The organism is Ruegeria sp. H7 (genome assembly GCF_056532945.1).
The window spans coordinates 1-15,547 of the sequence record NZ_JBQFNZ010000001.1 but is presented as its reverse complement, the minus strand read 5'-3'; the positions used below and the strand labels follow the sequence as shown (position 1 = coordinate 15,547).

The window sequence follows — 15,547 nt, the reverse complement described above, 5'->3', positions numbered from 1 at the left end:
GATCACTTGGGTGGTGATAAGCAGGGGTTATGAATTTCACACTCAGACAGCTGCAATATTTTCAGGCCGTGGCCGAGCAGCGCAACTTTGGGCGCGCGGCGCAGGTCTGTAACGTATCGCAGCCTGCTTTGTCCGTTCAGATCAAAGCGCTTGAGGAAACCATGGGCGGTGTGCTGTTCGAACGGCAGGCGCGCGATATACTTCTGACACCGCTTGGCCGGGATGTTCTGGACCGCGCGCGGCTGATCCTTGGTGCCGCAGACCGTTTGGATCAATTTGCGCGCGATCATTCAGGCGGGCATCGGTCGCTGTCGATCGGGATCATCCCGACCATTGCGCCGTATCTGCTGCCCGGCGTTCTGGCCGGGTTAAGGGCCGGCGATGTCTTGCTGCGGGTGCAGATCCGCGAGGCCAGAACCGAACACCTGCTGACCCTGCTGCGTACCGGAGAGATTGACGCCGCTGTTCTGGCCCTGCCTGTCGCGGGGTCGGAGTTCAGGGAGACGCCCCTGTTTCAGGATCAGTTCCTGTTGGCAGGCAGCGCCGCGCGGTTGGAAAAAGTATCCGCAACCCCGGACATGCTGCGCCCGCTGGACCTGCAATCTGCGCAATTGATGCTGTTGGAAGACGGTCATTGCCTGACGGATCAGGCGCTTGAGGTATGTGGTCAGGATCGGGGCAGCGGCCAGATCAACATGGGCGCATCCTCGCTGGCGACCCTGTCGCGCTTGGTGGCCGAAGGGTTTGGCCTGACCCTGATCCCGGAACTTGCCGCACGGGCCGAGGGTGAGGCGGTTCCCGGCCTGAAACTGCTCCGCTTTGGCGCGCCACAACCGGCCCGCACTGTGGGTCTGGTCCGCCGTGCGTCCAGCGGGGATGAAGACTGGTCTGACCGGCTGGCCGAGGTTATCCGCGAGGTCGGAGAATCCATCGTGTCCGCCACGCGAAACTGAAAAGGCCCGCCGAAGGGGCGGGCCAATCCGATAAAGACGGATCGTGCCTCAGGCCAGTTCAGGCTCAGCCACCTGTTGCAGGTGCTGCATCAGGTTTTCCGGCGAGGACACGCCATAGGGATCTTCAGGGCAGTTATCCATCAGGCCGGGCTCTTCGAACCACGCCTCGACCACACCGTCATTGATGATCGCAGCATAGCGCCACGAGCGCATTCCAAAGCCCAGATTGTCCTTGTCGACCAGCATGCCCATCTTGCGGGTGAATTCGCCGGATCCGTCGGGGATGACCTTGACGTTTTTCAGGCCCTGATCCTGCGCCCATTTGTTCATGACAAAGCTGTCATTGACCGACATGCAGTAAATCTCGTCCACACCCTTGGCGACGAAATCTGCGTGGCCTTTTTCGAAACCGGGCAGTTGATATGTCGAGCAGGTCGGCGTGAACGCGCCAGGAAGCGAGAACAAGATGACCCGCTTGCCCGCAAAGTAATCTGCGGTTGTCATATCCTGCCAGCGATAGGGGTTGGGGCCTTCGACAGCCTCGTCGCGGACGCGGGTGTGGAAGGTAACCTGCGGCAGTTTGGTTCCGGTTTTCACGTTCAAGCTCCTGTCATTCACATGTGATCCGGGCGTGATTTAAAACAGGTCTAAACTGCCTTCAATCCAAGAAATGCTGCGATCGCAAAGCGTCGCTTTTGGGTTTGTCCATTGAAATGTATGGCAAAGATATAGTTTAAGGTTAAACTAAATTGCACGACTTGGATGGCTTGCATAGCGGCTATGCGTCGCTGGCGTAACACCTACGACTGCTTTATGTTATGAGAACAGAAAGTTGACCCAAAGTCAGGAAAACTGCCCGTGCGAGATCTGAAAATCCCCGAGCAACGTCACCCCGAAAAGGCGCATCGCCCGGACAATGCACAGCCCAAGAAACCGAAGTGGATCCGGGTCAAGGCCCCCGGTGGGAAAGGCTATGCCGACACGCATAAGATCATGCGTGAAAACAATCTGGTCACCGTCTGCGAAGAGGCCGGGTGCCCGAATGTAGGCGAGTGCTGGAGTCAGGGCCACGCCACCATGATGATCATGGGTGAGATCTGTACGCGCGGCTGCACCTTCTGCAACATCGCCACCGGGCGCCCCGATGCGCTGGACGTGTTCGAGCCCGGCCGCGTGGCACATGCGGTTGAAAAACTGGGTCTGAACCACGTGGTGATTACCTCGGTGGATCGCGATGACCTGACCGATGGCGGGGCCGAGCATTTTGCGCAGACCATCCGCGCGGTCCGTCATCGCTCACCCAAGACGACGATTGAGATTCTGACGCCGGATTTCCTGAAATGCGCGCCCGAAGTGCTTGAGACTGTTGTCGAGGCGAAACCGGACGTGTTCAACCACAATCTTGAGACCGTACCGGGCCTTTACCCCGAGGTCCGTCCCGGCGCGCGGTATTTCCATTCGCTGCGCCTGTTGCAGCGGGTGAAAGAACTGGACCCGTCGATCTTCACCAAGTCCGGCATCATGGTGGGTCTGGGCGAAGACAAACAGTCGGTCGGTCAGGTGATGGACGACATGCGCGCCGCCGATATCGATTTCCTGACCATCGGTCAGTATCTGCAACCGACGCCCAAGCACCACGCGGTGGACCGGTTTGTCACGCCAGAAGAGTTCGAGTCGTACGAAAAAGCGGCCTATGGCAAAGGGTTCCTGATGGTCTCGGCCACGCCGTTGACCCGGTCGTCCTATCACGCAGGCGATGATTTCGCCCGCCTGCGCGCCGCCCGGCAAGAGAAGCTGGGGCAGGCGTGACACCTGACACGCTGGCGCGGCTGATTGGGTTGCGCCATGGCTTGCACAAACAGCCCGAACTGTCCGGAGCCGAGCACGAGACCGCCGCCCGGATTGCGGATGAATTGCGCGGCATCGGCGCGGATTGCGTGTTGACCGGGCTTGGTGGGCACGGCGTCGCCGCTGTGTTCGACAGCGGTCAGGACGGGCCATGCGTTGGTATTCGGTGTGAGCTGGATGGGTTACCGATTCAGGAACTCTCGGATGTTCCTTACGTCTCGCAGAGACCGGGCCGGGGGCATCTGTGCGGGCATGACGGCCATATGTCGATGGTGTTGGGCGTGGCGCTGGCGTTGCAGAAACAGCGCCCCGAACGAGGTCGCGTTGTTTTGATCTTCCAGCCTGCCGAGGAAACCGGGCAGGGGGCCACAGCCTTCCGCGCCGATCCTCAATTCGCTGAAATCGCACCTGATTTCGTGTTTTCGCTGCATAATCTTCCGGGTTTGCAACTTGGCGCGGTCGAGCTGTGTAAAGGCCCCGCCAATTGCGCGTCACGCGGGATGCGTATTGCGTTGACGGGTAAGACGTCGCACGCGGCCGCGCCTCAGGACGGGGTCTCTCCGGCGGGCGCGTTGGCGGCTTTGATCCCGGCGCTGACGGCGCTTGGCGGTGGTGGCGCGCTGAACGCGGATTACGCTCTGACCACGATCACCCATGCCAGTTTGGGCGAACAGACATTCGGCGTCGCCCCCGGACAGGCCGAGCTTTGGGTGACGCTGCGAACGGTATCCGACGACCGGATGTCCAAACTGATTGCGGATGCCGAGACCCTGGTGCAGCAGGTCTCGCAGTCCGAGGGGCTGGGTGCCACGATCACTTACGAAGACGTTTTCGACGCCTGCACCAATCATTCGGATGCGGTGGAGATTTTGGCCCAAGCCTGCGCCGCCCAAAACGTTGCGTGTAAACGGACCAACGCACCACAGCGGTTTTCCGAGGATTTCGGCCAATTCGGCAAAGACGCGAAGACCGCGATGTTCTGGCTCGGGGCCGGGCGCGATCATCCGCAGTTGCACAACCCGGATTACGATTTTCCCGATGCGTTGATCCCGATCGGAACCGGAATCTTTCTGAATGCGGTCCGTCAGGTTTTGGGTTAAGCCAGCCGCTTACGTGTCTTCGGTAAAGCGCACCTTGCCAATAAAGGGCAAATTGCGATTGCGCTGTGCGTAGTCAATTCCGTAACCGACAACAAACTCATCCGGGATCTCAAACCCGATCCAGTCCGAGCGGAAATCAACCTCGCGTCGGCTGGGTTTGTCCAGCAGGGCGATGGATTTCAGACGCTTGGGATTGCGGCTGTGCAGCAGGTTGGTGACGTGGTTCAGCGTGTGGCCAGTGTCGACAATATCCTCGACCACCAATACGTCGCGCCCTTCAATTGCGCCGCGCAAGTCTTTGAGAATACGCACTTCCCGGCTGCTCTCCATGGAATCGCCGTAAGACGACGCCTCAAGAAAATCGACCTCGATGGGCAGGTCCAGCTCGCGCACCAGATCGGCGATGAAGACGAAACTGCCCCGCAATAGGCCCACCACGACCAGCTTGTCGGTATTGCCGAATTCCTCGGAAATCTTGCGACAAAGCTCCTCAATCCGCGCCGCGATGGCCTTGGCCGAGATCATCTCATCTATCACATAAGCGCGGTCAGTCATCGCAGCCCCCTTGATCTTTGGCGCGCAACATACGACATGACGCGCCATTGTCACCTTTAAATGCCTGAATGCCATGCCCATCCACTCGGAAACCCGCCACCTGCCATACACCGCCCAGCAGATGTATGATCTGGTCGCGGATGTGGCGAAATACCCGCAGTTTCTGCCCTGGTGCGCAGCGGCCCGTATCCGCAAGACCTATGCGGCAGGCGAGGCCGAGGTGATGGAGGCCGATCTGGTCATCTCATTCAAAGTGTTTCGCGAACGGTTCGGCAGCCGGGTGACGCTGTTCGCGGATCAGAAGAAGATCGACACCGAATATCTGGACGGTCCGTTCAAATACATGAAATCCGACTGGCAGTTCGAAGACGCGCCGGACGGGGGCTGCAACGTGTCGTTCCATGTGGATTTCGAATTCAAGAACGCCATCCTGCAGGGCATCATTGGCGTGGTCTTCAACGAGGCCATGCAGCGCATCGTTCGCGCGTTTGAGGCTCGTGCCGCCGAGCTTTACAGCTAAGGCTTTACCAACGAACGGCGCACGTTAGACTGCGCCTCATGTCAGATTTCACATCAGCATTGGCGGCTTTTGCCGCGGGCCCGATCTCGACCACTGCGCAGGCACGGATTGTCACGTCGCTATCTGTTCTGGATTGGGTCGCCGTTGGCCGCGCCGGGGCGGATGAACCAGTATCCAATACCGTTCGGGATATGGTGCTAGAGGAGGGGGGCACCGCCCAGGCGCATATGTTCGGCGGGGCGCGCGCGCCCCTTCGCGCGGCGGCTCTGGTCAATGGTACGGTGTCCCATGCCTTGGATTATGACGACACCCATTTCGCCCATATCGGCCACCCTTCGGTCGCGGTTCTGCCTGCAGCGCTGGCGGTGTCGGAATGGGATGATCGTATTCTTGTGGACTTCCTCGAAGCGGCCCTGATCGGGATGGAGGTCTCGATCCGCATCGGCCTGTGGCTGGGGCGCGGCCACTATCAGGCCGGGTTTCACCAAACGGCAACGGCCGGGGCCTTTGGGGCGGCGGTGGCGGTGGGGCGTCTGTTACAGTTCGACGCCGATCAGATGCGTCAGGTGCTGGGCCTGACGGCGACCCGTTCGGCGGGTCTGAAGGCTCAGTTCGGCACGATGGGCAAGCCTTACAACGCGGGTTTGGCAGCCTCGAATGGGGTTGAGGCGGCGCTGCTGGTCAAGCGCGGATTTGAACCCAACGCGGACGCGCTGGAAGGGCCCTATGGCTTTGGCGCGACGCATCAGGGGGCTGCGGATGCTGCGGCCGCTCTGGATGGGTTGGGCGACGAATGGCTGTTCGAATCCGTCAGCCACAAGTTCCACGCCTGCTGCCATGGGTTGCACGCGGCGCTAGAGGCGGCGCTTTCTTTGGATATCGCCGAACCCGAAGTGGCCGAGATCAAGGTAATAACCCACCCGCGCTGGATGAGCGTGTGTAACCAGATATCTCCGACCACCGGATTGGGCGCGAAATTCTCGTATCGCACGGTGATTGCAATGCAGGCGTTGGGATATGACACCGCGTTACCGGGCAGCTACTCTGAGAAGGTCTGTGCCGACCCGCGCATCCGGTCGCTGCAAGATCGTATCACTGTCGAAGCGGATGACTCCCTTTCCGAAACTGAGGCTCGCCTGACCTTGCTGCGGCGCGACGGGGCGCGGCGCGAGGCAACCTATGACCTCATGACCCCAATGTCTCTGTCCGACCGGGAAGACCGGGTACGTGCCAAAGCCTCGAAACTGATCGGAGGGATTGAGGCGGACGCGATCTGGTCGATGCTGCGCACCGGTGGTCGCGCCCGCGATCTGGCTGCAAAACTGGCGGGTTAATCCACGCGCCAGTGCAGGGGAAAACCGGGGTCGAACACGGTTACCGGGCCATCTCCGGTTTCGATCTTGTCGGGGTATTCGACCGGTTCGCCTTTGGTCAGCGTGATCGAACCTTCGTTCACAGGCAGGCCATAGAAGGCAGGCCCGTTCAGGGAAACGAACCCTTCCAGCTTGTCCAACGCCCCTTCGCGGTCGAACATCTCGGCCACCAGCGACATGGTGTTGGTCGCCGTGAAGCACCCCGCGCACCCACAGGCCATTTCCTTGTTGTCATCGGTATGAGGCGCGCTGTCGGTGCCCAGGAAATAGCGTGGATCACCCGAGGTCGCGGCTTTCAGCAGCTCTAACCGATGCTCCTCGCGCTTGGCGACGGGCAGGCAGTAGTAATGCGGTTTGATCCCGCCAACCAGAATGTGGTTGCGGTTGATGATCAGGTGATGCGCCGTGATTGTTGCGCCCAGATCGGTGTCGTTGGCTTTGACGTACTGAACACCGTCACGGGTCGTAATATGCTCCATCACCACCCGCAGGCCCGGCGTGGACTTGCGGATCGGGTCCAGAACGCGGTCGATGAACACCGCCTCGCGGTCGAAAATGTCGATCTCGGCATCTGTCACTTCACCATGCACACACAGGGGCAGGCCAATCTCGGCCATGCGTTCCAGCACAGGGCGCACATTGTCGAAATTCCGCACGCCGGAATGCGAATTCGTCGTGGCCCCCGCCGGATACAACTTGACCGCCTTGACCAGCCCGCTTGCATGGGCAGCGGCCAGATCGTCCGGGTCCGTATCCTCGGTCAGGTACAGGGTCATCAGTGGTTCAAAGGATATCCCCTCGGGCAGCGCGGCCATGATGCGCTCGCGATAGGCGGCGGCATGGGCACCGGTCACCACCGGGGGCACCAGATTGGGCATGATGATCGCACGGCCAAAATGGCGTGCGGTTTCGGGCAGAACGGCCTGCAGCATCGCGCCATCGCGCAGATGCAGGTGCCAGTCGTCGGGGCGGCGGATCGTGATGCTATCGGTCATGACGCACCCGCTAGCACAGACCCCGCCGCCGGAAAAGACCTTGTCAGCGCGCAGGATCGCCGTACCTCTTCCCCCACCGCAGGCTTGACGAAGACCCCGGCCCATGACCTGTTAGGCCGCAAGGAGAACATGCATGACCCAACCAAGTTCCATTGATGCCGTTCAGCAAACACTGGGCGCGCAAGGTTACGTGTGCGGCCGGGCATTGGCGACGGTGGTTTTTCTGGCGCTCAAGCTGGGCCGCCCGCTGTTTCTGGAAGGTGAGGCAGGCGTTGGAAAGACCGAAATCGCAAAGGCACTGGCCGCGGGTTTGGGGCGCCGCCTGATCCGCCTGCAGTGTTATGAAGGGCTGGATGCCTCCTCAGCCGTCTATGAATGGAACTTTCCGGCGCAAATGGTTGCCATCCGCACGGCTGAGGCCGCTGGCGGTGCGGACCGAACAGCCCTGCAAACCGAGCTGTTCTCGGACGATTACCTGATCGAACGCCCTTTGCTGCAAGCCATGCGACCTGATGAGCACGGCGCGCCGGTGCTGCTCATTGACGAACTCGACCGCACCGATGAACCTTTTGAGGCGTTCCTGCTGGAAGCGCTCAGCGATTTTCAGGTCACAATCCCGGAACTCGGCACCGTCCATGCGCCCGAGCCACCCATCGTCATCGTCACCTCGAACCGCACGCGCGAGGTGCATGACGCCCTCAAACGCCGCTGCCTCTACCACTGGGTCGACTACCCCGATTTCAACCGCGAAATCGAAATCCTGCACGCCCGCGCCCCCGAAGCCGCCGAGACACTCAGCCGCGAGGTTGTCGCCTTTGTTCAACGCCTGCGCACAGAAGACCTGTTCAAAAAGCCCGGCGTGGCCGAAACCATCGACTGGGCCAAATGCCTGCTGGCGCTGGACGTTATCAACCTCAGCCCCGAGGTCATCGGCGACACGCTCGGCGCGATCCTGAAATACCAGGACGACATCCAGAAACTGCAAGGCTCTGAAGCCAAACGCATTCTGGATGAGGCAAAAGCCGACCTCGAACCCGCCTGATGCTTCTTCTGTTCAAAAATACCTCGGGGGTATGGGGGCAGAGCCCCCATGAAAGGTAATGGCCGAACACCTTACGCTCGACACCCCCGCAGATCCGAAACTGGCGCAAAACATCACCCATTTCGCCCGTGCGCTGCGCAAGGCGGGACTGCCCATCGGGACAGGTCGGGTGGTCGACGCAATTCGTGCCGTGCAGGCGGCGGGTTTCACCCAACGGCAGGATTTCTACTGGACCCTGCATGCCTGTTTCGTGAACCGACCTGAACATCGCACCGTCTTTGCACAGGTTTTTCGCCTCTACTGGCGCGACCCGCGCTATCTGGAACACATGATGTCCATGATGCTGCCCGCCATTCGGGGCGTGCAGGAAGAACGCAAAGCCGACGCCGCCGAAAAGCGCGCAGCCGAGGCGCTGCTGGACGGGGTTGAACGTGATCTGCCCGAGCCTGCGGAAGATGAAGGCGAGACCGCGCTCGACATTGACGCCTCGCAAACTGCGTCTTCCGAGGAAAGGTTGCGCAGTCTGGATTTTGAGCAGATGAGCACGGATGAAATCGCGCAGGCCAAACGCCTTCTGGCGCGTCTTACCTTGCCGGTTCATCCGATTGCCAGCAGGCGGGCGCAGGCCAACCCTCTGGGCCACCGCATCGACCGCGCCAGAACCCTGCGCGCAGCCATGCGTCAGGGTGGTGAGATACGGGACATTGCGCTGCAAAAACCTAGGCCACGCTGGCCCAATCTTGTGGTTCTTTGCGACATCTCGGGTTCAATGAGCCAATACAGCCGCCTGATCCTGCATTTCCTGCACACCGTCTCGAACGCCAAGGGCGCCGGATGGGCCAAGGTCCACGCTTTCACCTTCGGCACACGACTGACCAATATTACTCGCCATCTGCATCAACGCGACGTGGACGCCGCGCTGGCCGCCGCCGGGGCCGAAGCGCAGGATTGGGAGGGTGGCACACGGATCGGGGACTGTCTGCACGCGTTCAACCGCGACTGGTCGCGGCGCGTGATGGGGCAGGGTGCCGTTGTTCTGCTGATCTCGGACGGGCTGGATCGTGGCGACACGGACGCCTTGGCGAAAGAAACCAAACGTCTGCACCTGTCGGCGCGCCGTCTGATCTGGCTCAATCCGTTGCTGCGATGGGATGGGTTCGCACCAAAGGCGCAGGGTGTGGCTGCCATGCTGCCGCACGTGGACAGCTTCCGCGCCGGTCACTCGATTGCATCGCTCGAAGATCTGGCGACCGTCATTTCGGAACCACAGGATGTGGGAGAGAAAGCGCGGCTGATCTCCGCGCTTTCCGGCTAAGCGTCAGCCCAGCTGTTTTTCATTGCACTCGCGCGCCATTTCGATGGCTTTGTAAGTACCAGTCAGATCGACGGTGAATCCAAAGGATTTTTCCGGGAACACGATCATGACCTTCTGTTTGGCCAGATCTTCCGCGAATTGCGGATCGTCCGACAGCACGTAGCCGCCTGAATACCCCTTGGTGATGTTTCCCTTCATCCCCGTGGCCTCACCCAGATACAGGTTGTCGCCCAGAATGATCGCCACGGCTTCTTTCTCACCGCGCTTGATGTCCGTTTCGGCTTTGGTAAATACGCCGACATAGCCCACGGCGCGATCCTCGGTCAGGCCCATTTGAACCACATTTTCCGAGTCATCGATCGCTTCGATCAGGCAGGATTTCTTTTCATTGTCGATGAAGACCTTCCAGCCTTCGACCTCGCCATAGCGTTCAAATGTATCAGCCCAGGCTGCGGTTGACGCCAACAGCCCAAAGGCTGCGCCGAGTGTAAGAATGCGTTTCAACTCTCTGTCTCCGTTTTGAAAATGGGGGCACGTCCGGGATTGGCCCCGAAGGTAGCTGCAGGCTAAAAGCACGGGCGCAGACAATCAATGCTTTGCTTATGTGAATACGAAGGAACCTTTGCCCCCAAGCAAGCTCGTCCCTGAGCGGGGACCGCCCCACATGCTTTTCTTCCCGCTTTTCCTGACTATGTTGAGTCCGATGACCTCAGGAGGCTTCGATGGAGCGATTCGACAACAGCCCGGAAACCGCTTTGGACTGGCACCGCAAAGGACGCGGTGCGGCCCTGGCGACGGTGGTCGAGACCTGGGGCAGTGCACCGCGCCGGGTGGGCGCTCAGTTGGTGATTGGCGGTGATGGGCGGATCGAAGGGTCCGTGTCCGGCGGGTGCGTCGAAGGCGCGGTGATCGTCGAGGCGCTGGAAGCCATTGATGAGGGCGAGGCGCGATTGCTGGAGTTTGGCGTCAGCGACGAAGACGCCTTTGCCGTGGGTCTGGCTTGTGGCGGCACCATCCGGGTTCTGGTTGAGCCGGTTGGCCGCGTCCTGCCTGAATCGATGCTGGCCGAACTGGTCGCCGCGCGGGCGGCGCGCGAGCCGCTGGCTTATGAGGTCAATATTAACAGCGGCCACCGCGCCCTGAGGCGCAACAAATACCCCGACCGACTGCGCATGGACCGGTCAGGGTTTGAAGAGGATGGAGAGACCTTTGTCGCCGTCCATAACCCGCCGTTGCGCCTGATCGTCGTCGGTGCGGTTCACATCGCGCAGGCTCTGGTGCCAATGGCGCGGATTGCGGGATATGACCCGGCCATCGTGGACCCGCGCGATGCCTTCGCGTCGGATGCGCGTTTTCCCGGTGAAAAGATTCTCACCGATTGGCCGGACGAAGCCGTTTTGAAACTGGGACTGGACACGCGCACAGCGGTTGTTCTGCTGACCCATGACCCCAAGCTGGACGACCCCGCGCTGCAAGCCGCGTTGGAGGCGGACGTGTTCTACATCGGCGCGCTGGGGTCAAAGCGAACCCATGCCAAACGGGTCGAGCGTATGGTTGCTGCCGGGTTTACCGATGCGCAGATCGGCAGAATACACGGGCCAATTGGTCTGGACATCGGGGCCGCTGATCCTTCGGAAATTGCCGTTGCGATCCTGGCTCAGATGACGGCTGTTCTGCGAGGCAAAGCATGAAGTTTGGCCCGGTGCCCGTAGCCGATGCAAGCGGGGCGATTCTGGCGCATTCGGTCATGGCCGCGGACGGTAAGCTGCGCAAGGGCCTGAGACTGACCGAAGATCACATCGCACAACTGACACAGGCCGGTTTGACCGAAATTGTCGTGGCCCGTCTGGAACCCGGCGACTGTCACGAGGACGAGGCGGCTACGCTGTTGGCCAAGGCTTTGGTACCTGACCCGTCGGCGGCGAACCTGCGCGTGACCGAAGCATTTACGGGGCGCGTCAACTTGCTGGCCAACGGGCCGGGCGTCGTGGCGCTGGACGTGGCCGCGCTGGAGCAGTTCAATCAGGTCAACCCAATGATCACCGTCGCCACTGTTCCGCAGCATCAGCAGATGAGCGATGGCGGAATGGTCGCGACGATCAAGGTGATTTCCTACGCCGTGCCCGAAGTAGACGTTCAGCGCGCAGCAAGCCTTGCGCAAAGCGCAATTCAACTGATTGCGCCGGTTCACAAGACCGCTGGTCTGATCGTGACGGATATTCCCGGCGGACCACCGAACGAAAAAGGCATCGCGGCCATGCGGGGGCGGGTCGAACTGTTGGGGATGGAGTTGTGCGACGTGCAGATCGTCGCGCATGACACCGATCCCCTTGCGAAGGCCATTGCCGGAACGCAGGGCGACGTTCTGATGATCCTGACCGCCTCGGCCACCTCGGATGTGGATGATGTGGCACCTTCGGCTGTGCGGGCAGCGGGTGGGGCGGTGGATCGGTTCGGCATGCCGGTTGATCCCGGTAATCTGCTGTTTCTGGGTGCGATGGGGGATCGGCCCGTGATTGGCCTGCCGGGTTGCGCACGCTCGCCTGCTTTGAACGGCGCGGATTGGGTTCTGTCCCGCGTTGCCTGCGGTGTCGAGACCACAGGCGCGGATATTGCGGCCATGGGTGTGGGCGGATTGCTCAAGGAAATCCCGACACGACCTCAGCCGCGCGCCCAGCGCAGGCCGTGACGCTACGGCATTTTGACCTCTATCCCCGCCACTTTAGGTTATGAGTGTTAAGCGACGCTCGGAGCGTTGAACGCGACAAGATTTTTGTTCTCAAACGAAAATTCCCGTGTTTAACTCGGTCGCAAGGGAGAAAATCAAAACTGGGAGGAACTCATGACACAGGTCTCAATGACCGTGAACGGTAAATCCGTTAGCGGTGACGTCGAAGGCCGGACCCTGCTGTCCAGCTTTCTGCGCGACCACCTGTCGCTGACGGGCACACATGTAGGCTGCGATACGGCCCAATGCGGCGCCTGTGTGGTGCATGTGAATGGTGAGGCGGTCAAATCCTGCAACATGCTGGCGCTTGAGGCTGATGGGGCCGACGTGGGTACCATCGAAGGTCAGGCCAATCCGGACGGGTCGCTGAACGTCATTCAGCAGGCATTTCAGGATCACCACGGGCTGCAATGCGGGTTCTGCACGCCGGGTATGGTGATGAGTGCCGCGGCCCTGCTGAAAGACAATCCGCGCCCGACCGAGGCCGAGATCCGCAAGTATCTGGAAGGCAACCTGTGCCGCTGCACCGGATACCACAACATCGTCAAGGCGATCATGGCCGCTTCGGGTCAGGACGCCAGCAGCATCGCTGCCGAATGATGCCACTGCGGGCGTAAGGGAGACGCCCGTGGGATGACAGAGGATGCATCCGCATCCGTTTATGGGAGGAGAACAAGCAATGCCCAAAGACAGTGGCATCGGAGCCAGTTCCAAGCGCCGCGAGGACGTGCGCTTTCTGACCGGAGCAGGCAATTACACCGACGACATCAACGTACATAACCAGGCCTATGTGCATTTCCTGCGGTCCGACATCGCGCATGGGCGGATCAAATCCGTCGATACTTCGGCGGCCGAGGGGATGCCGGGTGTGGTCAAGGTTTTCACCGGCAAGGATTTCGAAGGCGTGGGCGGGATGCCTTGCGGCTGGGAAGTGACCGACAAGCACGGCGCGCCCATGCAGGAACCTCCACATCCGATTCTGGCCCAGGGCAAGGTGCGCCATGTGGGCGATCCGATTGCCGCCGTTGTGGCCGATAGTCTGGAACAGGCCCGCGACGCCGCCGAGGCGATTGAGGTCGATATCGAAGAACTGCCTGCCGTGATCGACATGAAGGCCGCCGCACAGGATGGCGCGACGCTGGTCCATGACGATCTGAAAAACAACATCTGCTATGACTGGCAGTTGGGTGAGGCCGACGATGCCAAGGTCAATGAGGTGTTTGCCAACGCGGCGCATGTGACCACTCTGGATCTGGTGAACAACCGATTGGTTGCTAACCCGATGGAGCCGCGCGTTGCCGTCGCTGAATACGCTCGTGCGACCGAGGAATATACGCTTTATACCACCTCGCAGAACCCGCATGTGATCCGTCTGCTGATGTGCGCCTTTGTTCTGGGCCTGCCTGAACACAAGGTCCGCGTGGTCGCGCCGGATGTGGGCGGTGGTTTCGGCACCAAGATCTTCCACTATGCGGAAGAGGCGTTCGTGACCTTTGCCGCCAAAGCTTGCGGCCGTCCGGTCAAATGGTCGTCCAGCCGGTCCGAGGCGTTCATGTCGGATGCTCATGGTCGCGATCATGTCAGTACCATCGAACTGGCGCTGGATGCCGACAATAACTTCATCGGTCTGCGCACGAATACCTTCGCGAATCTTGGGGCGTATCTGTCGACCTTCTCAAGTTCCGTGCCCACATGGCTGCACGGCACGCTGATGGCGGGCAACTACAAGACGCCGGTCATTCAGGTGAACGTGAAGGCGATGTTCACCAATACGGTTCCGGTGGATGCCTATCGCGGTGCGGGTCGGCCCGAGGCGACGTTCCAGTTGGAGCGCGTGGTGGACAAGGCCGCGCGCGAGTTGGGCGTCGATCCGATTGCCCTGCGCCGCCAGAACTTTGTCACCCAGTTCCCCTATGACACGCCGGTGGCGCTGACCTATGACACCGGCAACTACAACGGGACGATGGATAAATTGGAGGCCGCCGCCGATCTGGCGGGCTTTGCCGCGCGCCGGTCGGCCAGTGAAGCCAATGGAAAACTGCGTGGTCTTGGCATCAACTGCTATATCGAGGCGTGCGGGATTGCGCCCTCGAACATCGTTGGCATGTTGGGGGCCCGCGCGGGTCTTTATGACGCGGCGACGGTGCGGGTGAATGCCACCGGTTCGATCAGCGTCATGGTCGGCGCACATAGCCACGGGCAGGGGCACGAGACCGCCTTTCCGCAAGTGGTGGCCGACATGATCGGTATCGACGAGTCGATGGTCGAGATTGTGCATGGGGATACGTCCAAGATTCCGTTTGGGATGGGGACCTATGGGTCTCGGTCTCTGGCGGTCTGTGGCTCGGCCATGGTCAAGGCGACAGAGAAGGTGATCGAGAAGGCCAAGAAGATCGCCGCCCATCTGCTGGAAGCGTCCGAGGCTGATATTGAGCTGAAGGATGGTCAATTCAGCGTGGCAGGCACCGACAAGTCGGTGGCCTGGGGCGATGTGACCCTGACCGCCTATGTGCCGCATAACTATCCGCTGGAGGTGGAGCCCGGGCTGGAAGAGACTGCGTTCTACGATCCGGCCAACTTCACCTTTCCGGCAGGGGCCTATGCGTGTGAGGTCGAGGTCGATCCTGAAACCGGTCAGGTCAGCATCGAAAAGTTCACCGCTGCGGATGACTTCGGCAACATCATCAACCCTATGATCGTTGATGGTCAGGTTCATGGCGGGATCGGGCAGGGGATCGGTCAGGCCCTGCTGGAGAACTGCGCCTATGACGAAAACGGGCAACTGCTGAGCGCGTCTTTCATGGATTACGCGATGCCACGCGCAGATGACGTGCCGTTTTATGGCGTGGATCATTCCAGCCAGACGCCGTGTACGCATAACCCGTTGGGGGTGAAAGGCTGTGGTGAGGCCGGGGCGATTGGCTCTCCGCCTGCGGTGGTCAATGCGGTGCTGGATGCGCTGAATTCGGGCGGCAAGGCGGTCGATCACATCGACATGCCCGTGAGCCCGTCGCGCGTTTGGGCGGCGATGAACAGCTGAGAGGTTGGGGTGCGAGGGCCGGAACACTTCGGCGTAGTGACAGATGTCGCGGCTCGACTGGAACCCGCCGAGCATGAT

Annotated in this window: 15 protein-coding genes; 11 read left to right on the top strand and 4 right to left on the bottom strand. The window is 60.7% G+C overall.

The genetic code is table 11. From position 1 onward, the window contains the following. Nucleotides 1–29: 29 nt before the first annotated feature. On the top strand, nt 30–953 hold the full coding sequence (locus tag ACR0AC_RS00075; protein WP_480871596.1) for a LysR substrate-binding domain-containing protein: 924 nt from the start codon (nt 30–32) through the stop codon (nt 951–953). A 48-nt stretch (nt 954–1,001) separates the two neighbouring features. Here the strand turns inward: ACR0AC_RS00075 and ACR0AC_RS00070 are convergent, their stop codons facing one another. Next, entirely contained in the window at nt 1,002–1,550 is a 549-nt protein-coding gene (locus ACR0AC_RS00070; RefSeq protein ID WP_480581420.1) for a redoxin family protein, read from the bottom strand. A 261-nt stretch (nt 1,551–1,811) separates the two neighbouring features. Between ACR0AC_RS00070 and lipA the strand changes: the two genes are divergently transcribed. Both lipA and ACR0AC_RS00060 read left to right on the top strand, forming a co-directional pair. Continuing rightward, on the top strand, nt 1,812–2,762 hold the full coding sequence (gene lipA / locus ACR0AC_RS00065) for a lipoyl synthase (RefSeq protein ID WP_170518239.1): 951 nt from the start codon (nt 1,812–1,814) through the stop codon (nt 2,760–2,762). Next, nucleotides 2,759–3,901: an amidohydrolase gene (locus ACR0AC_RS00060; RefSeq protein ID WP_480625946.1), complete on the top strand. Its 1,143-nt coding sequence runs from the start codon at nt 2,759–2,761 to the stop codon at nt 3,899–3,901. Before lipA ends, ACR0AC_RS00060 begins: the two co-directional genes overlap by 4 nt. Before the next feature lie 9 nt (nt 3,902–3,910). Here the strand turns inward: ACR0AC_RS00060 and hpt are convergent, their stop codons facing one another. Beyond that, nucleotides 3,911–4,456 carry a hypoxanthine phosphoribosyltransferase gene (gene hpt, locus ACR0AC_RS00055; protein WP_170451130.1) on the bottom strand — a complete coding sequence of 182 codons (546 nt, stop codon included), beginning with the start codon at nt 4,454–4,456 and terminating at the stop codon, nt 3,911–3,913. Nucleotides 4,457–4,529: 73 nt separating this feature from the next. On the opposite strand from hpt, the gene ACR0AC_RS00050 reads away from it, so the two are divergent. Next, on the top strand, nt 4,530–4,976 hold the full coding sequence (locus ACR0AC_RS00050) for a type II toxin-antitoxin system RatA family toxin (RefSeq protein ID WP_170451128.1): 447 nt from the start codon (nt 4,530–4,532) through the stop codon (nt 4,974–4,976). A gap of 38 nt (nt 4,977–5,014) precedes the next feature. Beyond that, a complete protein-coding gene (locus ACR0AC_RS00045; protein WP_170451126.1) occupies nt 5,015–6,310 on the top strand; it encodes an MmgE/PrpD family protein in 1,296 nt (431 codons plus the stop codon). Here the strand turns inward: ACR0AC_RS00045 and pyrC are convergent. Continuing rightward, nucleotides 6,307–7,344, bottom strand: a complete 1,038-nt coding sequence (gene pyrC, locus ACR0AC_RS00040) for a dihydroorotase (RefSeq protein WP_170451124.1) — start codon at nt 7,342–7,344, stop codon at nt 6,307–6,309. The two genes, ACR0AC_RS00045 and pyrC, sit on opposite strands and share 4 nt — an antisense overlap. A gap of 133 nt (nt 7,345–7,477) precedes the next feature. Between pyrC and ACR0AC_RS00035 the strand changes: the two genes are divergently transcribed. Next, entirely contained in the window at nt 7,478–8,386 is a 909-nt protein-coding gene (locus ACR0AC_RS00035) for an AAA family ATPase (RefSeq protein WP_170621723.1), read from the top strand. A 58-nt stretch (nt 8,387–8,444) separates the two neighbouring features. Continuing rightward, complete coding sequence (locus ACR0AC_RS00030; RefSeq protein ID WP_480871595.1) at nt 8,445–9,701, top strand: vWA domain-containing protein; 1,257 nt, start codon at nt 8,445–8,447, stop codon at nt 9,699–9,701. Between the two features lie 3 nt (nt 9,702–9,704). Here ACR0AC_RS00030 and ACR0AC_RS00025 read toward each other — a convergent pair whose 3' ends face one another. Continuing rightward, entirely contained in the window at nt 9,705–10,205 is a 501-nt protein-coding gene (locus ACR0AC_RS00025) for a hypothetical protein (RefSeq protein WP_170451001.1), read from the bottom strand. Between the two features lie 218 nt (nt 10,206–10,423). Between ACR0AC_RS00025 and ACR0AC_RS00020 the strand changes: the two genes are divergently transcribed. From ACR0AC_RS00020 to ACR0AC_RS00005, 4 genes are all read left to right on the top strand, one after another. Then, entirely contained in the window at nt 10,424–11,392 is a 969-nt protein-coding gene (locus ACR0AC_RS00020; RefSeq protein ID WP_480625948.1) for an XdhC family protein, read from the top strand. Continuing rightward, nucleotides 11,389–12,390, top strand: coding sequence for a molybdopterin-binding protein (locus ACR0AC_RS00015; RefSeq protein WP_480871594.1), 1,002 nt, complete (start codon nt 11,389–11,391; stop codon nt 12,388–12,390). The genes ACR0AC_RS00020 and ACR0AC_RS00015 overlap by 4 nt, the downstream gene beginning before the upstream one ends. Before the next feature lie 153 nt (nt 12,391–12,543). Further along, nucleotides 12,544–13,029 carry a (2Fe-2S)-binding protein gene (locus tag ACR0AC_RS00010; protein WP_170450996.1) on the top strand — a complete coding sequence of 162 codons (486 nt, stop codon included), beginning with the start codon at nt 12,544–12,546 and terminating at the stop codon, nt 13,027–13,029. A 79-nt stretch (nt 13,030–13,108) separates the two neighbouring features. Further along, the gene (locus tag ACR0AC_RS00005; RefSeq protein ID WP_170518268.1) at nt 13,109–15,469 is read left to right on the top strand and encodes a xanthine dehydrogenase family protein molybdopterin-binding subunit; all 2,361 of its coding nucleotides are present in this window, start codon (nt 13,109–13,111) and stop codon (nt 15,467–15,469) included. Nucleotides 15,470–15,547 lie beyond the last annotated feature (78 nt).